Here is a 21995-nt window from a genome sequence, read left to right on the forward strand (position 1 = left end):
GATGTTGGTTTCTTCATGGACTTCTTTTATGGCTTTAAAATCTCTGAGAAGGTGAGTAAGGCTGAATCCTTCGAGGAACGCAACCTTTCCTCTATCTCCATCTTTTTTTTTAGCAGGGCAATCTCTGCTATAAGATCCTTCTGTTCTTCAAGAAGTCTGGCATTCTCCTGACGCAGCTGTTCTTCTTCGGTCCGGGGCGTTTGGAGCCTGATCGGCTTTCCTCTGTAATCCTCAAGACCAACTTCGCCCATTTCCTTGAACTTTTTTACCCATGTGTAGAGCGTTTGGTAGGACATGTTGTACTTCTTGGCTATCTTGTTATAATCGCATCCACTGGCGATGCACTCCTGAACGATTCTGACTCGCTCTTCCTTGACCGATTGCTGGCGTTTGCCCATAAGATCTCCTCCTTCAGAAACGAGGTCTGTCAACTTATGCTCATTATACGCCTCAATCCATGTTTTAAGGGAGAGTGTGCCGGAAATTCTGTATTTGGCACAGACGGAAAGCATGGAAACACCGCCTTTAAGATATTCCTTTACGGCCTGGATCTTCATCTGATTGGAGTAGTAAGACAAATGCTGCCTGGGCCGCAATCCCTTAAAGCCCTCCTCTTTATACCGGAGGACCCATTTCCTGAATGTTATGCGGCTCATATGAAGATTTTCAGCTGCCTGGGTAATCGTAACACCCTGATAGAGATATGAAGCAATCTGGTCTAACATTTCCTCCGGGGACGCTTTGGTTTTACATGGCATAAGAATGACCTCCTAATATATTTATGATATTATTCTGTCTTTCTTGTTGAATCATACCAAGGTGTCTCATATACCAGTTGCCAATAATGGTAATGCCATAAATGGCTCATAAGTTAGTGTATGAGACGGATGAGTTGCATTTCCCCAGCCGCTAGGCTGGTTTTATGATTTTGTTTTTCTTCAAAGCAAAGCTATATAAGTTTAAAACAAATAAGAACTGAGTTCTTTTGTTGTTTCGCAGAGCTGTCTCCGTAAGAGAAAGTGGCGCGCATGCGCCGAAAACATCATTTTCTAAAGACGCAAAGCATCATCGCTCAGGGTGTTTGACCTTGCCTCGTAGAGGAAGGTGGTCCCGAAGGGACCGGATGAAGTTCATCTCCGTCAGATGTCAGGCTGGTTGTATGGTTTTCATCTTTTAATCTTTCATCTTTTAACATTCCCATTTCTGTATTTTCCTTCACCTCATCCCAAACTCCCTCTTGCCAATTTCTAAAATATTTTTTAAAATATATAATAATACTAACTGATAATTGCATGCTGCTTGGCAGAGCGAGGCAGGGCTTGGCCCGGGTCTCAGGCGAACTCCGTATACAAAGACGGAGTTTTTTATTTGGCAGCAGGAAGGGGAGTTTGATGAATTCTTTGACGTTTCTGACAATTTTTCTGGGAGTGATGTCTGCGATGGCGCCGCTGTCTACGGATATGTACCTGCCGTCGCTTCCGGAGTTGTCCTCTTATTTTTCCATTTCCACATCGATGACGCAGATGACTTTGACGATGACGATGATTGGCATGGCGCTGGGACAGATCCTTGGCGGGCCGGTCAGTGACCGCATGGGACGCAAGGTGCCTCTTTTCATCGGTATGGGCGGTTTCACGATTGCATCGGCTGTCTGCGCTGTCTGCACGAATATTTATGTTTTCCTTGTTTTCCGTTTCATCATGGGACTTTCAGGGGCTTTCGGCATCGTCATCTCCCGCGCCATTGCAAGGGATGTGTGCGAAGGGCCGGAGCTCATGCGCTTCATGGCGATTCTCATGATGGTGAACGGTCTTGCTCCGATCGCGGCGCCTGTCCTTGGCGGGCAGATTCTTCTCTTCACGTCCTGGCATGGCATTTTCTTCGTGCTGACGGCTGTCGGCATCATCCAGATCATGGCGACGATGGCGTACAAGGAAACGCTGAAGAAGACGGATCGCGTGCGCCGTTTCTCTGACGGGTTCAAGGCATTCGGCACATTGGTGAAGAATCGTTATTTCTTCGGACACTGCCTGGTGCAGTGCTTTGTTTTCGGCGCTTTCTTCTCCTATATCGCAGGTTCTTCCTTCCTTTTCCAGAACATCTACCATGTCACCCCGCAGCAGTACAGCTATATTTTCGGCGGCATCGGCGTGGGCCTCATGCTGATCGGTGCGCTGCCGGCAAGGCTGGCAGGGACGGTGCGCGAGGTGGTCATGCTGAAGTACTCCATCCTGATTCCGCTCATCGGCTCCTTATTCCTCCTGGCAGGCATCATTATGAAGGCGCCAATCTGGTACACGATTCCCGTCCTTTTCGTGACAATCGTTCCGCTTTCTGTCATGGGCGCGGCTTCCGTATCGCTGGCTCTTTCGCGCTGCGGTGAAAATGCAGGGAGCGGATCGGCGCTGATCGGTTTTTTCTCCATGATTCTTGGCGGTGTCATGATGCCGGTCGTCGGCATTGCAGGGGATCAGACGGCGCTTCCGATGGGCATCATCATGGTCGTCTGCTATGTGCTGGCTGTCATCATGTTCTACACAAGGATTGCGCCGGCGCATGCCAAAGAGATGAAATAGGGGAAATTTCATGCATTTTGAGGGAAACTCAAAAACGGAAAGAAAAATTTAAAATCAAACGGATCCAAAATTTTCATTTAAAAAAGATACAGGCTGATAAAAATATTTTTTCAGTCCTGTATCTTTTTTTCTCTTTTCATAGTATCCTATGAGTTATCTATCATTTTGTCCGCATTTGTCGGAAAAAATGTATGAATTATAAACACGTGTATGATTTTCTTCCGTTGTTCTTAAGTTAAAAAAGTGGTAAAATATAATCGAACAAATCAATCGTATGATTATAAACACTAATCATTATTTCGTATAGGGAATTCTTTCCCAACACCCGCAATTGGGAGCGGGCCAAAAAGACTCCGGAAGAGTCCAGGAGGTTATTCCATGAAACCTGTTATCCATGTCGGTATCGACGTAGGTTCGACCACGGTCAAAGTCGTGGCCCTGTCGCCATACCTGAAACTGCTTTTCGGACGGTACCAGCGTCATATGTCCGATATCAGAAGTGCGACGATTTCCCTTTTGAAGGAACTTCAGAAGGATTATTCGGGTTACCGTATCACCGCGTCCATTTCCGGAAGCGGCGGCATGGGACTTGCAAAGATGATGGGGCTGCCTTTCTGTCAGGAAATCCTGGCGGAAACGAAGGCAATCCGCACGTTCAATCCGGATACGGATGTCATCATCGAGCTGGGCGGCGAAGACGAGAAGATCACGTACCTGAGAAATGGTGTCGATCAGCGTATGAATGGCGCATGCGCAGGCGGCACGGGCGCATTCATCGACCGTATGGCATCTCTTCTTTCTGTCGATGCAGCAGGCCTTGGCAAGATGGCGGAGAAGGCGAAGGAAATCTATCCGATCGCTTCCCGCTGCGGCGTTTTCGCCAAGACAGATATCCAGGCGCTTTTGAATGAAGGCGTCTCTCATGAAGACATTGCGCTGTCCGTTTTCCAGTCCGTCGTCAATCAGACGATTTCCGGCCTGACCTGCGGACGCCCGATCCACGGCAAGGTGGCATTCCTTGGCGGTCCTTTGACGTTCCAGCCGATTCTTCGCGAACGTTTTCAGAAGACGCTGGATATCAAGGACGAGGATATGATCGTTCCGGAACACGGCGAACTGTATGTCGCTATCGGCGCTGCTGTTTCCGCCTGCCACGACAAGCCGCTCGATCTTGACAGCTGGCTGACGAAGGTGGAAAACTCGGAAGAGTCTGATCTGGGCAATGCCAAGACGCTCCCGCCGCTCTTTGCAACGGAAGAAGATTACAAGGAATTCAAGGAACGCCATGCTCGTTTCCATGCGCCGAGAGCCGATATTTCCCAGGCAAAGGGCCCGGTATGGCTTGGTATCGACGCCGGATCCACGACGATCAAGGCTGTCCTTCTCGACAGGGAAGGCAATATCCTTTATGAATACTATGCAGGAAATAAGGGTACTCCGCTGAACGGTGCCAGAAAGATTCTGACGGACCTCTATGACAAGCTCCCGAAGGAAGCCGTCATCTGCGGCGCGGGTGTCACCGGTTACGGCGAAGAGCTGATCAAGAGAGCGCTCGAAGCGGATGTAGGCGAAGTCGAAACGATGGCGCACTACAGAGGCGCCAAGCACTTCCTGCCGGATGTTTCCACGATTCTGGATATCGGCGGCCAGGATATGAAGTGCTGCCGCATCAAGGACGGCGCTGTCGATGACATTCTTCTGAATGAAGCATGCTCCTCCGGCTGCGGTTCCTTCCTCGATACATTTGCACAGTCCCTTGGCATGGACGTCAAGGAATTCGCGCGCATCGCACTGACAGCCAGGCACCCGGTCGATCTAGGCTCCCGCTGCACGGTCTTCATGAACTCCCGTGTCCGTGAAGCGCAGAAGAACGGCGTATCGGTCGCAGACATTTCTGCCGGCCTTTCCTATTCCGTCATCAAGAATGCGCTGTACAAAGTCATCCGCCTGCGCACAGCGGCTGATCTTGGCAACAAGGTCGTCGTCCAGGGCGGTACGTTCTATAATGATGCTGTCCTCCGCGCACTGGAACTGCTCCTCGGCTGCCACGTCATCCGTCCGGATGTCGCAGGGCTGATGGGCGCTTACGGTATTGCGCTGATTACAAAAGATAAATGTCCGGAAGGCCATGTGACCTCGCTCGTCACCCCTGAAAAACTGAAGAGCCTGTCGCTGACGAATGAAATGAAACGCTGCCCGGGATGCGGCAACCACTGCATGGTTACAATCACCCGCTTCAGCGACGGACGTGCCTTCGTTTCCGGCAACCGCTGCGAAAGAGGCGCTGCCATCATGCTGACCGGCAAGAGTGCTCCTCATTCCACGCTCCCGAATATTTACCGCTGGAAGTACGACGAGATCTGGCACAGGAAGTCCCTGACACCGGGCCAGGCCAAGAGGGGCACCGTCGGCATTCCGCGTACGATGAACATGTACGAAGATTTCCCGTACTGGCATGCTTTCTTCACGAAGCTCGGCTACCGTGTCGTCACATCCAGCGAACAGCTGCGTGACATCCCGACCGAAGCGATGGAAACGATTCCTTCGTATTCCGAATGCTTCCCGGCCAAGCTCGCCCATGCGCATGTCTATGACCTTGCCAAGCACCATCCGGATTTCATCTGGTATCCGTGCATCGACAAGGGCCCGGACGAAGGCAGCACGAACAGCTACAACTGCCCGATGGTTGCTTCGTATCCGGAAAACATCCAGGCGAATATGGACGAAGTCCTCTCCAAATACAAGACCACATTCTATCATCCGTTCCTTCCGCTCCATGCGCCCAAGCAGCTCTACGGCCGCCTGAAAGAATTCTTCAAGCCGATGGGCATTTCCGGCGATGAACTCAAAGCTGCCATGAATGCAGGCGAAATGGCAGAAGATGCATACAGGAAATCGCTCCGCGATGAGACAAAACGCATCCTGCAGGAAATCCATGACAAGCACCTGATCGGCATCGTGCTGGCAGGCCGTCCGTACCATGTCGATCCGACGGTCAACCATTCGATTCCTGATCTCATCAACCAGCTGGGCATGGCTGTCCTTTCTGAAGACGGCGTATCCATGGTGGGCGGCGAATTCCCGAATCTGCGTGTCATGAACCAGTGGACCTGGCACAGCCGTCTGTACAAGGCAGCTGACTACGTCACACGCCATCCGGATCTTGAGCTCGTCGAACTGAACTCCTTCGGCTGCGGCCTTGATGCCGTCGTCACCGATCAGGTACAGGAAATCATGAGCAAGAGAGACCGTCTCTACACCTGCCTCAAGATCGACCAGAGCTTGAACCTCGGCGCTGTCCGTATCCGTCTCCGTTCGCTGAAAGCCGCTATCCAGGAAAGAATCCAGGACAGCGAGCACGTACCGGAAATCCATTATCCTAAGGCACAGTTCACCGAGGAAATGAAGAACGACAAGGATTACACGATTCTCGTTCCTGAAATGTCCCCGATCCACTTCCCGATCATCCAGGCTGCTGCAAGGGCTGCCGGCTACAATGTCAAAGTCCTTTCCCCGGTCCGTGCGGATATCGATGAAGGGCTGGCTTCGGTCAACAATGATGCCTGCTACCCGGCCATCATCACGATCGGCTCCCTCATGCGCGCACTGAAATCGGGCGAGTATGACCTGAACCGCACCGCACTCATGATGTCCCAGACGGGCGGCATGTGCCGTGCTTCGAACTATATCGGATTCATCCACAAGGCGCTCGATGAAGCAGGCCTGTCCCAGATTCCGGTCATTTCCCTGAACACGCAGGGCTTTGAACCGCAGCCTGGCTTCAAGTTCTCGCTGTCCCTGGCAACGAACCTTGTCCAGGCAGTCATTTACGGCGATGCCCTGCAGCAGTGCCTCTACCGCACGCGTCCGTATGAACTGACACCGGGCAGCGCGGAAATCCTCTGCCGCGACTGGCAGAACCGCTGCTGCGAATCCATCCTCAAGGGTGAATCCTTCCGCAAGTACAAGAAGAACCTTGCCAATATCATCAAGGACTTCGACCGCCTGCCGCTCAACGACAGTTCGCGCCGTCCGAGAATCGGCATCGTCGGTGAGATTTACGTCAAGTTCAGCCCGATCGCATCCAACGATATCGTCCATGCGATTGAAGCGAATGGCGGGGAAGCCGAAACGAGCGGCATGCTCGACTTCTTCCTCTACGGTTCTCTCGACAGCCATTTCCAGAGAAAGTTCATGGACGGCTCTATGAGGGAAGACCTGAAGGATACCTTCTCCCGCTACATCCTGGAATGGTACAGAAAGCCGCTGGAAAAGGCAGTGAAGAATTCCAAGCGCTTCCATGAAATCACGAGCATCGAGAAGATGGCCAAGAGAGCATCCCAGTACCTGTCACTCGGCAACCGCGCCGGCGAAGGCTGGTTCCTCACCGCCGACATGATCGATCTTCTGTATCATGAATGCCGCGGTGTCGTCTGCCTGCAGCCATTTGCCTGCCTGCCGAACCATATCACCGGCGAAGGCATGGTCCACAAACTGCACTCCGCGTATCCGGAAGCCGTATTCCTGGCTCTCGACTGCGATGCCAGTGCCAGTGAAGTCAACCAGGCAAACCGCTTGAAACTGATGATGAGCGCCCTGACCGAGAAGAGTGAATCCAAGGATGACCTCTCCTTCGTCAGAAAGACCGTAAGTTTGAGAAAAGGAACTGCATTATGAGTGATAGAAAACTGACTGGAAAAGGAGAAAAAGTCCGCGAGAAGATGATTGCCGCTACGGTGAAAATTCTTCAGCAGGAAGGCTTCAAGAAGGCGACCGTCCGCTCGATCGCCAAAGAGGCAGACGTCAATATCGCTTCGGTCCGTTATTACTTCGGATCGAAGGAAGAACTGATCGGCTGCGCTCTGGAATATATGATGGGCAATCTGGAAAACATCGTCGCTTACCTGGACGATACGAGGCTCTCGGCGAAGGAAAGGCTGAAGAAGTACATCATTGCCTATTTCCATCTCGCCCGCCAGCACCCGGCGCTTTTCCGCTCCATCTCCAATCCTTCCAGCGACGATGCCAAGGATACGTACTTCATTTACTTGTCACTTCTGCACAGCCAGTGCTGGAGCAAGGTCATCCGGAATATCGCTGAGATTACCGGATACACCGATCCCGCTGATCTGGATCTCAAAGCCATGCAGATTTTCTCCGCCGTTGAATTCCCGATCATTCTGGAAAGCAACAAGGCTGATTCCTTCATATCCAACTACACCGACTCCGATACGCTGAGCCGCTATGTAGACATCCTTCTGGACAATGCAGAAGAGAAGAACGAGAAGAAAGAATACTTGAAAGAAATCATGCACGGTGTAAAATAAAAACAGAAAACCATAAAAAGAGACTCCCGGTACAAAGCCGGGAGCCCTTTTATTCCCTGAAAGGAGAGCCATGGACTCTTATAATTACTACCTCTTCGACCTGGACGGAACGATTTCCGAATCCGCTCCGGGCATCGTCAAAGCCGTGAAGTACGGCCTCGGCGAGGCAGGCATTCATGAAGAAGATGCAGAAAAGCTCCACAGCTTCATCGGCCCGCCTCTCAATGTGCAGATGAAAAAACTCTACGGCATGACCGATGAGCAGATCGTCACTGCCGTCACTGCCTTCAGGAAACTCTATGAAGATGAAGGCGGACTCTATGACTGCGAAGCCTATGACGGCATCGGAGATCTTCTCTATGATCTCAAGAAGGAAGGCAAGGTTCTTGCCGTCGCATCGAGCAAGCCGGAACCTTTCGTAAGAAAAATCATCGACCGCTTCGGCTTCACCGACGCCTTCGACGTCATCTGCGGAAGCGGCATTGGCGACGAACTTACCAAGAAAGCCAGCCGCGGCCAGAAAGCAGAAATCATCCACAAAGCCATGGGCCAGCTTTCCGGCAATGGAAATGCAGAAAGTCTGGCGGGCAGGACCGTCATGATCGGAGACACCGGTTACGACATCCTGGGCGCCAAAGCCAACAACCTCCCCAGCGTAGGCGTCGCCTACGGCTACGGCAGCAGACAGGAACTCGAAGAAGCCGGCGCAGAAAAAGTAGCCGACACCGTAGAAAACCTGAGAAAAATCCTCCTTTGCGGAGAGAGATAAAGGAAACAGGAAACTGCATCGTTTCTTCAGCGGCAAAATACAGCATTTCCGACAGCTTTGCTGATTGCAAGATTTTCCTTTTTCCACGAGCGAAGCGAGGTTTAGCTGTCCCCGTTAGGGGAAAGTGGCGCGGATGCGCCGAAAGGGGTTCATTTTCTAAAAGAGGCGGATAGGGCTGATTACCACGCAGCAAAGCTGCGGTTGTTCGTTTTTCCATCTTTTATGAGCTAAGTTTCCTCATCCCATATCCCCAACACAAAAAGAGCCTGTACCGAAATGTGCAATCATCTCGGTACAGGCTTCTTTATTTCCTCGTAATTCCTTCTTCTTTCCATAGGGCATACTTGTACTTCATGCCATTAGAATAGCCGCCGTCATTGTTTTTCCCCACGACTCTGTGGCAGGGGATGATGACGCAGACGGGATTCTTGCCGCAGGCATTTCCTACGGCGCGGGATGCTTTGGGGCGGCCGATTTCCTTGGCGATTTCCCCATAAGTCATAAGATGGCCATAAGGAATTTTCTCAAGTACGCTCCACACGTCCTTTTCAAAGGCAGTGCCTTTGGGCTGTACGGGAAGGTCGAAGGTTTTCCGCTTTCCCTTGAAGTATTCCTCCAGTTCCTTTTCTGCTTTTTTAAGAAGCGCGGTCTCGGCAGGGAAGGGGGCTTCCTCTGTCCAGTCACATGCAGTGATGAATCCGTTTTCTTCAGTCAGTTTCAGATGGCCGCACGGGACGGCAAGGATACAGGATATCATAGGGATCTCCTTTCACGGTGCAAGAAGGCGTTTGGCGCCGCGCTTGATGGCGAAGCGCTTCAGCTGCTGGCCGGTCATTTTCATGAGGGCTTCCGCATCGGTGGCGCCTGTCTTTTCGATGGCGCTTCTGACGATGTATTCGCAGGCTCTTGCATCATCTAACGCCTGATGATGGTTGAATGTGAATCCCAGCTCTTCGGCGACGGTGTTCAGCTTATGGTTCGGCAGGTCCGCCCAGAGTTTTCTGGAAAGGACGACGGTGTCGCCGTAGCGGAAGTGGATGTCGGGAAGCTGGTATGTATCAATGGCAGAAGCAAGGACGCCCATATCGAAGCGCGCGTTGTGGGCAAAGACGATGCCGCCCTCAAGGCGCATGGCGATGTCCTTCCAGAAGTAGGGAAATTCGTCCTCGTCGATGACGTCTTCCGGATAGATGCCGTTGATTTTCGAGCAGCCTTCATCGAAGTTCAGGCTGAGCGGATGAATGAGATGGTACCATTCATCGATGACTTCGTGTCCGTCGCTTGTGACGATTCCAAGCGAGCAGGCATTGGCGGGGCCCCAGTACGCCGTTTCAAAGTCAAGTGCTATATATTTCATGGATGCCTCAGATAGCCGAGGTGAATTCATGCGGGCTGGCTTCGATCCAGCCTACTTCGACGGAGCGGTCAAAGGCGGATTTCAGGCGGCGTGCAAGTTCATTTCTTGCAGCAGCGACCTTTTTGCGGCTTTCCCCGAAGCCTGTGATGAGGACGAGGATATTTTCAGAGTCTTCATTGACAGCGCCTGCTTCTTCGCCGTCAGTCAGCCAGTCATTTTCAGAGACCTTGTCTCCCAGGGTGACGCGTGCGCCGTTTTCGGTGCGTTCGATCCTGAGGACATCGTCATTTCTTCCCATATCGTAGGCATGGATGTCGACGTGGAATTTCAGCATGCCGCCGCGGACCATGTCCATGATCGGATTGACGCGGGGGAGAATGTCCGAGCCTGCCAGTTCATCCATGGATGCCTGTTTCGGCGCGGAAAGGATTTCAATGTCGTCGTCCGTTTCTTCCTCCTCAGCGATGCCGAGGCCTTTCTTGTATTCGCGGATGACAGTTTCAAGGGCGGAGGATTTTCCTTCTTCGCCAAGGGTTTCAAAAGCTTTCTGGTAGGAAGCGATGTCTCCATCTGCCATGCCAGGGTTCATTTTAAGGAGCAGGTTGGCTTCCGTGCAGCATCTGCGGCGGAAGAGTTCTGCTTCGCGGTTCAGTCCGCGGTTGTCGGCTGCGCGAAGGGCAATGATGCCGATGCAAAGGCCGGGGATTTCTTCAAAAAGACGATCGTCTGCTGTGACTTTCATGTTGTACCTCCCAAATTGAGTTTGCTTTATTATTATACCATTCCCATCCGCTCTATATATAAGGAATGGATATAAGGAATGGAAATCAGATTTCGTGGTCCGAAATGACCTTCATGATTTCATCGACGCTGCTGCAGATGAAAATGTTATCGCGGTCGCCTTCTTCCATGAAGCCTTCTTCTTCCCATGCATTGATGAGGGAGAGGAGGGGATCGTAGAAGCCGTCTACGTTGGCAATGATGACGGGCGGGCGTTTCCCTTCGCCGTAAATGCGGAGGTGGCTGATGGTATCGGAGAATTCTTCCAGCGTGCCCGGGCCTCCCGGGAGAGCGATGAAGGCATGGCCGGATCCGATCATGATTTTCTTTCTTTCGACCATGTCGGGGACTTCGATGAGCTTTGTGATGCCGCGGTGCGCCTGTTCCTTCAGGATGAAGACTTCGGGAATGACGCCGATGACTTTGCCGCCTGCTGCCATGGCTGCGTCAGCGACGATGCCCATGAGGCCGACGGTGCCGCCGCCGTATGTGATGGTGCGGCCGCTCTTGGCAATGGCTTCAGCGAGTTCTCCGGCAAAGGCTGCGTAGGAGAGTTCGGCTCCAAAGTGCGAGCCGCAGTATATGACGATATTTTCCAGTTTCATAATGATTTCCTTTCTTTACACTTTTCTTATTGTATCATAGGATGGTTTTTCATTCTCCATAGGATAGTTTTTCGTTCTTTTTATGAAAAATTTTTGAAAAATAAAAATAAAATGAAGAGAAGAATCTGGGAATGTTTTGTACATTCTCATTTCCTGATGAAAAAGGGGCATGCCGCCAGTCCCGTAAAACGGGCATTTCTAAGGCTATGGTACGCGAGGATACGTGGTAAAAAAGTTCTGCATAAACACGGGAAAAATTCGCTATGGGAAATGTTGACATCGGATAGAAGGAATGTTATAATTCCAATGTTGCGTGGATTTAGTGTGCTGTAAAGCAGGTGAGAATGAATGACACTGGAAGAATTGAAATCAGCAGCTTTTGTTGTAGGAATGAAAGAAACGGAGCGGGCCGTCGAAAAGCAGGAAGCCGCATGCGTATTTATCGCATCGGACTGTGACGAGCGTATTTCCCGTCCATTGATGGAGGCCTGCCAGTCGTCAGGAATTCCTGTGGAACAGGGATTCACGAAGAAAGAAATCGGCCGCGCGTGCGGGATCAAGGTAAAAGCCGCTTCCGCAGCCGTTCTCAAATCCCGGTAATATCCATCGGGGCTATGCTCCGGAGGATCAATTATAAATTTCCCTTTATGGAAAGGAGGTGCCCATTTTGCCGACAATCAATCAGCTGGTTCGTAAAGGCCGCCAGACTCTGGCAGTCAAAGCGAAGACCCCGGCTCTGAAACAGTCCCCACAGAAACGTGGTGTCTGCACAAGAGTTTACACAGCTACACCGAAGAAGCCAAACTCTGCTCTTCGTAAAGTAGCACGTGTACGCCTGACCAACGGAATCGAAGTTTCTGCTTACATTCCGGGCGAAGGCCATAACCTGCAGGAACACAGCGTCGTCCTCATCAGAGGCGGCCGTGTTAAGGATCTTCCAGGTGTTCGTTACCACATTATCCGCGGCGCTCTCGATACCGTAGGCGTATCCGGACGTCAGCAGGCCCGTTCTAAATACGGCGCTAAACGCGACAAGAAATAATCTGAAACGAATAATAATGTGATCAATGAACTACTTTAAAGGAGGAAATTAACAATGCCGAGAAAAGGTGCTGTTCCGAAACGTGACGTTCTTCCGGATCCCGTGTATGGGAACAAGATCGTTACCCGTTTCATCAACAGAGTTATGCTTGACGGCAAGAAGGGTGTAGCAGAATCCATCGTTTATGGTGCATTCGACATCTGCCAGAGCAAACTTGATAAAGAACCAATCGAAATTTTCGAACAGGCTCTCAATAATGTAATGCCAGTCCTCGAAGTTCGTGCTCGTCGTGTAGGCGGCGCTAACTACCAGGTACCGGTTGAAGTAAGAGCAGACCGCCGTCTGACTCTGGGCATCCGCTGGATGGTCAGCTATGCTCGTCAGCGCAGCGAACGTACAATGCAGGAACGTCTTGCAGGTGAACTGATGGACGCTTACAACAATACGGGCGCAGCTGTAAAGAAGAAAGAAGACACACATAAAATGGCAGAAGCTAATAAGGCTTTCGCTCATTATCGCTGGTAATATAAGAAGGAGTAACAATCGTGGGCAGAGAATTTCCGCTTGAAAAAACAAGAAACATCGGCATCATGGCTCATATCGATGCCGGCAAGACAACAACCACGGAACGTATCCTGTTTTATACCGGTGTAAACCATAAGATCGGGGAAGTTCATGATGGCGCTGCTACCATGGACTGGATGGTACAGGAACAGGAACGCGGCATCACAATTACGTCTGCTGCTACCACCTGCCACTGGAAAGGCTACAGAGTCAACATCATCGACACCCCAGGGCACGTAGACTTCACCGTTGAAGTTGAACGTTCCCTGCGCGTACTCGATGGTTCCGTAGCTGTATTCAGCGCTAAAGACGGCGTCCAGACCCAGTCCGAAACCGTATGGAGACAGGCAGATCACTATCGTGTTCCGCGTATTGCATTCATCAACAAGATGGATACCGTAGGCGCTGACTTCCTCCATGCAGTAAAAACCATGGATACCCGCCTTCATGCTAAGGCAATTCCAATGCAGCTTCCAATCGGCAAGCAGGATACCTTCAAAGGCATCATCGACCTGCTGACAATGAAGGCTGAAATGTATGAAGACGACCTTGGACAGAACATCCATGTAGAAGAAATCCCGGAAGACCTGAGAGATCAGGCTGAAGAACTCCGCGACAAGATCTGCGAAGTTGCTGCTGAAGGCAGCGATGAACTGATGGAAAAATACCTCGACGGCCAGGAACTGACCATCGACGAAATCAAAGCTTCCATCCGTAAGCAGGTTCTTGAATGCGCACTGTTCCCGGTATTCTGCGGATCCGCATACAAGAACAAAGGCATCCAGATGCTTCTGGACGCAGTCCTCGACTACCTCCCGTCCCCGCTGGACATCCCGCCGGTAAAGGGCACAACCCTCGACGGAGAACCAGATGAACGCCCGGTAGACGACAAGGCTCCGCTTTCTGCTCTTGCATTCAAGATCATGGCTGATCCATTCGTTGGCAAACTCGCATATTTCCGCGTATACTCCGGCGAAATGCATCAGGGTACCTACGTCCTCAACTCCACAAAGGGCAAGAAGGAACGCGTAGGCCGTATCCTCCTCATGCATGCTAACCACCGTAAGGAAATCGACGTAGCTTACACCGGCGACATCGCTGCAGCTGTAGGCTTCAAGGATGTAACCACAGGCGATACACTCTGTGATGTAGATCATCCGATTATCCTTGAAAAAATGGAATTCCCGGATCCGGTTATTTCCGTTGCTGTTGAACCGAAGACCAAAGCAGACCAGGAAAAGATGGGCAATGCTCTCCAGAGACTGGCTGAAGAAGATCCGACATTCAGAGTACATACCGATCCAGAATCCAACCAGACGATCATCTCCGGCATGGGCGAACTCCATCTGGACATCATCGTTGACCGCATGAGACGTGAATTCAACGTTGAATGCACCGTAGGCAAGCCGCAGGTAGCTTACCGCGAAACCATCCGCAAGTCCGTCGAATCCGAAGGCAAATTCATTCGTCAGACCGGTGGTCATGGTCAGTACGGTCACTGCTGGCTGCGTCTCGAACCGCAGGAAGCTGGCAAAGGCTTCACCTTCGAAAACGCAGTTGTCGGCGGCGTTATTCCTAAGGAATTCATCAACCCGATTCAGACCGGCGTCGAAGCTGCTATGCAGGACGGCGTTGTAGCTGGATATCCGATGGTTGATATCAAAGTTACCGTTTATGACGGTTCCTATCATGATGTCGACTCCTCCGAAATGGCATTCAAGGTTGCAGGCTCCATGGCGTTCAAAGATGGCGCTAAGAAGGCAGATCCTGTCCTCCTCGAACCATACATGAGCGTTGAAGTTGACGTTCCGGAAGATTACATGGGCGACGTTATCGGCGGCCTCAACTCCCGTCGCGGACGTATTGAAGGCATGGAAACCGAAAACGGCGAATCCAGAATCAAAGGCTTCGTTCCGCTGTCCGAAATGTTCGGCTACGCAACAGGCCTCCGCAGCTCCACACAGGGCCGCGGTACCTTCACCATGACATTCGATCATTATGAAGAAGTTCCGAAAGCTATTTCCCAGCAGATTACTGAAGAAAGACTCGGAAACAAATAATTAAAGGAGAAATCTTACAATGGCTAAAGCACATTACGAAAGAACAAAGCCGCATGTTAACATCGGCACCATCGGCCACGTCGATCATGGTAAAACAACCCTGACCGCTGCTATCACCAAAGTTCTGGCTGAAGAAGGCAAAGCAAACTTCCTCGACTACGCTTCCATCGATAAAGCACCGGAAGAAAGAGCTCGTGGTATCACAATCAACACCTCCACCGTTGAATACGAAACCGAAACCCGCCACTACGCACACGTAGACTGCCCAGGGCACGCTGACTATGTCAAGAACATGATCACCGGCGCAGCTCAGATGGACGGCGCTATCCTCGTAGTATCCGCAGCTGACGGCCCGATGCCGCAGACCCGCGAACACATTCTGCTCGCTAAGCAGGTAGGCGTACCGGCTATCGTTGTATTCCTGAACAAAGCTGACCAGGTAGATGATCCGGAACTGATCGACCTCGTAGAAATGGAAATTAGAGACCTCCTCTCTTCCTATGACTATCCAGGCGATGAAGTGCCGATTATCGTTGGCTCCGCACTGGGCGCTCTGAACGGCAACCCGGAAGATGAACAGAAGATCCGTGACCTGATGAAGGCTGTTGACGAATACATCCCGACTCCGGAACGTGACACTGATAAACCATTCCTGATGCCAGTCGAAGACGTATTCACCATCACCGGCCGTGGCACAGTTGCTACAGGCAGAGTTGAACGTGGTACCGTCAAAGTCGGCGACCCGGCTGAAATCGTCGGCCTGCAGGAAAAACCGACCGAAACCGTCGTAACCGGCGTTGAAATGTTCAGAAAGACCCTCGACCAGGCTATGGCAGGCGACAACATCGGCGCACTGCTCCGTGGTATCGATCGTAAAGACATCGAAAGAGGCCAGGTCCTCTCCAAACCAGGCAGCGTTCATCCGCACACAGAATTCACCGCACAGGTATACGTTCTGACCAAAGATGAAGGCGGCCGTCATACACCGTTCTTCAACGGCTATCGTCCACAGTTCTTCTTCAGAACCACCGACGTAACCGGCGACATCACCCTTCCGGAAGGCACCGAAATGTGCATGCCAGGCGATAACGTAGAAATGAGCGTTAAGCTCATCACCCCGATCGCTATGGAAGAAGGCCAGCGTTTCGCTATCCGCGAAGGCGGCCGTACCGTTGGCGCAGGCGTTGTAGCTAAGATCGCAAAATAATCTCTTATTGAGACTATTTGAAATCTGAAATGAAAAAGGATCACAGGAAACTGTGGTCCTTTTTTTGCGCGCGGAAACATTGATGGTCCTCTGCATAATACTCGCCTTCCCAGACGGGGAAGGTGCCTATATAAGTTCAAAACAAAACTATTGATTTTTTTATTTCACATCGCAAGCTGCCCCCAACGGAGGGAAGTGCCCGGAGGGCGAAAGGGGTGCAGTTTCTAAAAAGGCCGGGCGGATAGGGTTGATTACCACGCAGCCTGCTGCGGTTGTATGGTGTTCCTCAAGGCGAAGCCTTAGTTTAAGGGTGTTAACCTTGCCCTGGAAGGGAAGGTGTCGCCGGAGGCGACGGATGAGTTGCATTTCCTCAGCCGTTAGGCTGGTTGTATGGTTTATTTGGCTTCAATCAAAGCAAGCTTTGTCTGCTCTCCCGAAGCACTTAAATCGTACTCGCCTTCCCAGATGGGGAAGGTGCCTATATAAGTTCAAAACAAAACTATTGATTTTTTTATTTCACATCGCAAGCTGCCCCCAACGGAGGGAAGTGCCCGGAGGGCGAAAGGGGTGCAGTTTCTAAAAAGGCCGGCGGATAGGGTTGATTACCACGCAGCTTGCTGCGGTTGTATGGTGTTCCTCAAGGCGAAGCCTTGGTTTAAGGGTGTTAACCTTGCTCCGAAAGGAGAAGGTGGTGCGGATTTGTTAATACAGACAAATAAATATCATAAAAAATCTAATCGTACTTTAATCTTAATCATGCAGCCATTGGAGCTGCGTTGAATACTTCCATTGGAGCTAAAAGATGTAATTTGCGCTGAATGCGTTTGTTGTTGTAGAAGTAGATGTAGCCGTTGATCATGCTTACCACTGCTTTACGGCTGGTGAATTTACGTGTGTAGTAACGTTCGCGCTTCAGCATTCCCCAGAACCCTTCCATCAGACCGTTGTCTGCACAGCAGCCTACACGGGACATGCTGTGAACCAGTCCTGCTTTTTCAACAATCTTATGGAATCCGTTGCTTGTATACTGGAATCCGCGGTCGGTATGAATCATTGGATGTTCTCCAGGATTCTCTTTAAGTGCCTTTTCCATTGTCTCAAAAGCCAGTGCAGTATTGTTCCTGTCGCCGATGACATAAGAGACAATCCGGCGATCATGGCCGTCAATAATCGCGCTTAAATATAACTTGTGCAAAACTCCATCAGCAGTTGTGTACTTGAATTCAGTGACATCCGTCATCCATCTTGCATTGGACACGCCGGCATCAAAGTCACGGTTCAGCAGGTTTTCAAAAATGTACTTTGGATCCTTTGCGTTACGAGTGCAACCATCGGTCTTGTACTTGATCACGGACTTAATATTAAGTATCCGCATGATACGAAGAACCAGACTGTCGCTTACATTTATATTGATGTTGTCATCCTTCTTGATCCAATCGTTAATCCGGCGGTATCCCATATCCGGATATTCCTGATGGGTTTTCATGACCTCCTGTGCGACCTTTTCTCTCAGCAGTTCACGGCCGCTCTTAATATGATTCAGCCATCCGTAATAAGCTGCCCGGGAGACCTTTGAGAGTCGGCAGAGACTTTCTATGGAGATGTTGGTTTCTTCATGGACTTCTTTTATGGCTTTAAAATCTCTGAGAAGGTGAGTAAGGCTGAATCCTTCGAGGAACGCAACCTTTCCTCTATCTCCATCTTTTTTTTTAGCAGGGCAATCTCTGCTATAAGATCCTTCTGTTCTTCAAGAAGTCTGGCATTCTCCTGACGCAGCTGTTCTTCTTCGGTCCGGGGCGTTTGGAGCCTGATCGGCTTTCCTCTGTAATCCTCAAGACCAACTTCGCCCATTTCCTTGAACTTTTTTACCCATGTGTAGAGCGTTTGGTAGGACATGTTGTACTTCTTGGCTATCTTGTTATAATCGCATCCACTGGCGATGCACTCCTGAACGATTCTGACTCGCTCTTCCTTGACCGATTGCTGGCGTTTGCCCATAAGATCTCCTCCTTCAGAAACGAGGTCTGTCAACTTATGCTCATTATACGCCTCAATCCATGTTTTAAGGGAGAGTGTGCCGGAAATTCTGTATTTGGCACAGACGGAAAGCATGGAAACACCGCCTTTAAGATATTCCTTTACGGCCTGGATCTTCATCTGATTGGAGTAGTAAGACAAATGCTGCCTGGGCCGCAATCCCTTAAAGCCCTCCTCTTTATACCGGAGGACCCATTTCCTGAATGTTATGCGGCTCATATGAAGATTTTCAGCTGCCTGGGTAATCGTAACACCCTGATAGAGATATGAAGCAATCTGGTCTAACATTTCCTCCGGGGACGCTTTGGTTTTACATGGCATAAGAATGACCTCCTAATATATTTATGATATTATTCTGTCTTTCTTGTTGAATCATACCAAAGGGGGACCACTTTTGTGGTGGATGAGATGTAGTTCCTCAGCCGCAGGCTGGTTGTGAAGGTTTTTAAAGAATGCATTTCCTAGAGCTGCTGACGAAAGGGGTGCAGTATTCATTGGTTTTTATAAAGAGGTTCCTCGAGCGGAGCGGGGTTTGCATGTTTTCCGTTTGCGAAGCAAGGAAGTGGTGTTGACCTTCCCAGACGGGGAAGGGGGACCTATATAAGTTCAAGACAAATTTGATTTGAGCTCTTTCTTTTCACATCGCAAGCTGCCCCCAACGGAGGGAAGTGCCCGAAGGGCGAAAGGGGTGCAGTTTCTAAGAAGGCTGGTGGATAGGGTTGATTATACCTTTAGGTTTTTATAAGTAAGGTTGTTTTGAACTTTAGCCATAGGCTGATTGGCATGTTTTCCCAATCGTCATACTTGGCGGTTGTATGGTTTCTATATAAGAGCTTATTGATAGGAAAGCGTACCTTTGTCTTTTATCGGCGCTGCCGGAGCGGAGAGAAAACCTCAAAACCTCGCTTCGCTCGATAACTACTGTATTCCCCGGCTGCGCCGGTACCTTCTCCTTCGGCGCAAGGTCAACACCCTTAAACCTCGCTTCGCTCGAAAAAAAGCGCAATGAACCCCTTTCGGCGCATGCGCGCCACTTTCCCCTAACGGGGACAGCTTTCCGTTTTTGCATGTTTTCCCTTTCGTGCTCTGTCGCGGTTGTTTTATGAGTTTAAAACAAATTAGACTTGAACTCTTTCTTTTATCATCATGAAGCTGCCCCCAACGGAGGGAAGTGCCCGAAGGGCGAAAGGGGTGCAGTTTCTAAAAATCCTTTAGATGATAAGGCGTACCATGGCACTTTTACGGCGCTGCTGTCGCAGCGCTCGGTTGTATAGTTTTAAATCTCCCACCACAAAACCCCCATCCGCCTGGCGGATGGGGGTTCAGCGTTCCTGTATTTTTTTATTCTTCCTCGTGTTTTTCTTCCCCGAAGAGTGTAAGGAGTTCGGGGCGGCCGGAGATGTTTAGTTTTCTGTAGATGGTGGACATGGCTTTTTTGATGGTGATTTCTGCCACTCTTTGTTCATCTGCGATTTCTTTGTTCTTGAGGCCTTTGACGGCGAGGTGGATGATTTCCATTTCCCTGCCTGTCAGTTTCTTGATCTGGTCTCTTCTCATTTCTTCGAGGGAGGGGATCTCGGGGCTGGTGGGGCGGGTGTATTGGGACATGGCTTCTACGATGGAAGCGCTGTGTCTGGGGGCTCTGACTTTTTTCCAGAGGTCCTTGAGTTCATCGGAGAAGAGGATGAAGGGAAGGATGAGGTGGTCGGGGCCGGCCAGGGTCAGGGCTTCTTCGAGGGCCTGGAGGCTGTTTTCTTCTTCGCCGAGTCTCTTGTAGGCTGCTGCCTGGTTCAGGAGGGCGAAGATGATGCCGATGACGGATTTCCTGTGGCGTGCGTTTGTTTCGTGGGTCTGGGCTTCGGAGAGAAGGTCCGCGTCTTTGCCGTCACGGAGGAGGACTCTGTCTTTCATGATTTCTATATAGGTATGGGCCGGGAAGTAGAAGCGCTGCGGGTCCAGGATCCTTTTGTATTCTTTCTTGATGTTGGCGTCGGTACCGAACATGAGGTGGAAGCCGCATTCGCTGAGGCTTGCGATGAGTGTCTGGTACTCAGCGGTGGAGGCGAGGTAGCCGTGCATTTCTGTCTCGATCTCTCTGATAGAGGAGGCTCTGCCGGTTGCAAAGGCGAGCCAGCCCCGAAGGTATGCGGAGCGGATCTTGACGGAGGGGTTCGCATAGCCCGGGCTTGCTTCGATGGCGGAGAGTTCTCCAAGGCCTTTTTCCCATTCTCCGGTGAGGAGGTAGTATTCGGCGTGGAAGAGATGGTTCCATGCGCTGCCGTATTCGTGGCGTCCGATTCTTTCGATGCCGGAGAGGAGGGTGGAGAGTTTGTCCACTTCAGCCGCTAGCTGGCCGGGCGTCGAATGGTAGAGGAGAAGGAATGTCGGGCAGCAGAAGCCGATATGGGGGATCTTGAATTCTTTCCACAGGTTGTAGCGCCGGATGATGGAGAGGATTTCTTCGGTCCCAGTGATCATGGAGTCGAGGTTATTGAAGTTCGTCATGGCGCCTAAGTACTGGATGGCGGCTCTTTCGGAAACGCCTGCGTCTATTTCACGGAGTCTTGCGTACTGGGTGCGGAATTCTTCTTTCATTCCGGAGTAGTAGAGGTCATAGACCATGAGGCAGACGGTGTGGATGTGGCGTTTCACGACGTTTCTCGGGCAGCGTTTGATGAGGGATCTTCTGTAGGTGCGGCGGCCGGAGAAGAGAATGGTATCAGAGCCTCTGGCGAGGATATTGAGTGCCATATCGTAGTCGTCGCCCCTGTCAGCGGCCTGGATGGCTTCGAGGTAGTTTCCTGCGGCATAGTGCCAGCGGGCTGCCTTGAGGTAGCAGCGGGACTGCCATTTGGGGTCGCGCGCTGCAAATTCCGAAGCGAGGAACTGACGCATGACGGGGAAGAAACGATAGTTTCCGGTAGTGCCTTTGACGAGGTAGAGGAAGAGTCCTGATTCTTCTTCTTCGCGCAGCATGGCGGTAGTGTCGCCGGAGGGGTACATGTACTTCGCCTGTGTCAGTGTGAATCCATCGAAGAGGGACAGGGCTGTCAGCATGTCCTTCTTTTCCTGCGTGAAATGGCGGAAGGCCTTTTCCTGGAGAAGGGCATAGAGGCTCCTTGTTTCGTCTAAGGAAAGATCGCCGGTCGTGAAACGGTTCAGGTAGCGCAGGTTGTCAAGGCTGCTTGAAATCTCGGGGAGCTTGCCGGGCGCTGTCTTGGGGGCAAGCGTTGCAACGGCGAGGTGGATGATTTCCCACGTGCTTTCGTCGGTGCTCTTGCATCTCAGGCGGTGGAAGATGAAGGTGAGTTTCCTTGTCTGGTGCAGGGTGAATGTCCTTCCGGGATGCACGAGGAGGGCAAGGTTTGCGATGCAGAGGGAGTATCCTTCTCCCAGGTCCTTGGCTTCGTAGGATTCTGATTCGACGTAGGAATTGGAAAATCCTTCTTTCCATGCTGTGAGGTAGCGGGCGGCTTCTTCCTTCCCGCCGCTTTCTTCTTCGCTGAACCAGAGGACGTCCGGTGCGAGGCGGTTGATGAGGGAGGCGGAGCCGTTTCTTTCGAAGTAGTCATGAAGGAGCTTCTTCGTGGTTTCCGCGATTTCCTCCGTCCGTTTTGTCGTTGTTATTGTTTGATCGGCTGGCATAATGCACCTCGTATCCATCAAATTTG

Annotated in this window: 18 protein-coding genes; 9 read left to right on the forward strand and 9 right to left on the reverse strand. The window is 51.1% G+C overall.

Annotated features, from left to right (window positions below; all coding sequences use genetic code 11):
- Positions 1-26 precede the first annotated feature (26 nt).
- On the reverse strand, positions 27-725 hold the full coding sequence (locus OIM03_03340; GenBank protein ID HJI73310.1) for a helix-turn-helix domain-containing protein: 699 nt from the start codon (positions 723-725) through the stop codon (positions 27-29).
- Between the two features lie 347 nt (positions 726-1072).
- A complete protein-coding gene (locus OIM03_03345) occupies positions 1073-1294 on the reverse strand; it encodes a hypothetical protein (protein ID HJI73311.1) in 222 nt (73 codons plus the stop codon).
- Between the two features lie 97 nt (positions 1295-1391).
- Here OIM03_03345 and OIM03_03350 point away from each other — a divergent pair, with 97 nt between their 5' ends.
- The 4 genes from OIM03_03350 to OIM03_03365 all read left to right on the forward strand — a co-directional run bounded on the left by OIM03_03350 (position 1392) and on the right by OIM03_03365 (position 8672).
- Entirely contained in the window at positions 1392-2576 is a 1185-nt protein-coding gene (locus OIM03_03350; GenBank protein HJI73312.1) for a multidrug effflux MFS transporter, read from the forward strand.
- Between the two features lie 378 nt (positions 2577-2954).
- On the forward strand, positions 2955-7253 hold the full coding sequence (locus OIM03_03355; protein ID HJI73313.1) for an acyl-CoA dehydratase activase: 4299 nt from the start codon (positions 2955-2957) through the stop codon (positions 7251-7253).
- Positions 7250-7903 carry a TetR/AcrR family transcriptional regulator gene (locus tag OIM03_03360; GenBank protein ID HJI73314.1) on the forward strand — a complete coding sequence of 218 codons (654 nt, stop codon included), beginning with the start codon at positions 7250-7252 and terminating at the stop codon, positions 7901-7903. Before OIM03_03355 ends, OIM03_03360 begins: the two co-directional genes overlap by 4 nt.
- 70 nt (positions 7904-7973) lie before the next feature.
- Positions 7974-8672, forward strand: a complete 699-nt coding sequence (locus OIM03_03365; protein ID HJI73315.1) for an HAD hydrolase-like protein — start codon at positions 7974-7976, stop codon at positions 8670-8672.
- Positions 8673-8976: 304 nt separating this feature from the next.
- On the opposite strand, the gene OIM03_03370 is transcribed toward OIM03_03365, so the two are convergent.
- The 4 genes from OIM03_03370 to OIM03_03385 form a co-directional block, all read right to left on the reverse strand.
- Positions 8977-9429, reverse strand: a complete 453-nt coding sequence (locus OIM03_03370; protein HJI73316.1) for a methylated-DNA--[protein]-cysteine S-methyltransferase — start codon at positions 9427-9429, stop codon at positions 8977-8979.
- Positions 9430-9441: 12 nt separating this feature from the next.
- Positions 9442-10029, reverse strand: coding sequence for a 3'-5' exonuclease (locus OIM03_03375; protein ID HJI73317.1), 588 nt, complete (start codon positions 10027-10029; stop codon positions 9442-9444).
- A gap of 7 nt (positions 10030-10036) precedes the next feature.
- Positions 10037-10771 (reverse strand): hypothetical protein, encoded by a 735-nt coding sequence (locus OIM03_03380; GenBank protein ID HJI73318.1) that lies wholly within the window; start codon positions 10769-10771, stop codon positions 10037-10039.
- A gap of 85 nt (positions 10772-10856) precedes the next feature.
- Positions 10857-11414, reverse strand: a complete 558-nt coding sequence (locus tag OIM03_03385; protein ID HJI73319.1) for a TIGR00730 family Rossman fold protein — start codon at positions 11412-11414, stop codon at positions 10857-10859.
- 348 nt (positions 11415-11762) lie between these two features.
- Here OIM03_03385 and OIM03_03390 point away from each other — a divergent pair, with 348 nt between their 5' ends.
- From OIM03_03390 to tuf, 5 genes are all read left to right on the forward strand, one after another.
- A complete protein-coding gene (locus OIM03_03390) occupies positions 11763-12014 on the forward strand; it encodes a ribosomal L7Ae/L30e/S12e/Gadd45 family protein (GenBank protein HJI73320.1) in 252 nt (83 codons plus the stop codon).
- 67 nt (positions 12015-12081) lie between these two features.
- Complete coding sequence (gene rpsL, locus OIM03_03395; GenBank protein HJI73321.1) at positions 12082-12456, forward strand: 30S ribosomal protein S12; 375 nt, start codon at positions 12082-12084, stop codon at positions 12454-12456.
- A 54-nt stretch (positions 12457-12510) separates the two neighbouring features.
- The gene (rpsG, locus tag OIM03_03400; GenBank protein HJI73322.1) at positions 12511-12981 is read left to right on the forward strand and encodes a 30S ribosomal protein S7; all 471 of its coding nucleotides are present in this window, start codon (positions 12511-12513) and stop codon (positions 12979-12981) included.
- Positions 12982-13001: 20 nt separating this feature from the next.
- A complete protein-coding gene (gene fusA / locus OIM03_03405) occupies positions 13002-15080 on the forward strand; it encodes an elongation factor G (protein HJI73323.1) in 2079 nt (692 codons plus the stop codon).
- Between the two features lie 19 nt (positions 15081-15099).
- Positions 15100-16287: an elongation factor Tu gene (gene tuf, locus OIM03_03410; protein ID HJI73324.1), complete on the forward strand. Its 1188-nt coding sequence runs from the start codon at positions 15100-15102 to the stop codon at positions 16285-16287.
- Between the two features lie 754 nt (positions 16288-17041).
- On the opposite strand, the gene OIM03_03415 is transcribed toward tuf, so the two are convergent.
- The 3 genes from OIM03_03415 to OIM03_03425 form a co-directional block, all read right to left on the reverse strand.
- A complete protein-coding gene (locus OIM03_03415) occupies positions 17042-17884 on the reverse strand; it encodes an IS3 family transposase (protein ID HJI73325.1) in 843 nt (280 codons plus the stop codon).
- Positions 17885-17913: 29 nt separating this feature from the next.
- Complete coding sequence (locus OIM03_03420) at positions 17914-18612, reverse strand: helix-turn-helix domain-containing protein (protein ID HJI73326.1); 699 nt, start codon at positions 18610-18612, stop codon at positions 17914-17916.
- 1053 nt (positions 18613-19665) lie between these two features.
- Positions 19666-21969: a LuxR C-terminal-related transcriptional regulator gene (locus OIM03_03425; protein ID HJI73327.1), complete on the reverse strand. Its 2304-nt coding sequence runs from the start codon at positions 21967-21969 to the stop codon at positions 19666-19668.
- Positions 21970-21995: the final 26 nt, after the last annotated feature.

Source organism: Veillonellaceae bacterium (genome assembly GCA_025992895.1).
GTDB lineage: Bacteria > Bacillota > Negativicutes > Veillonellales > Dialisteraceae > Dialister.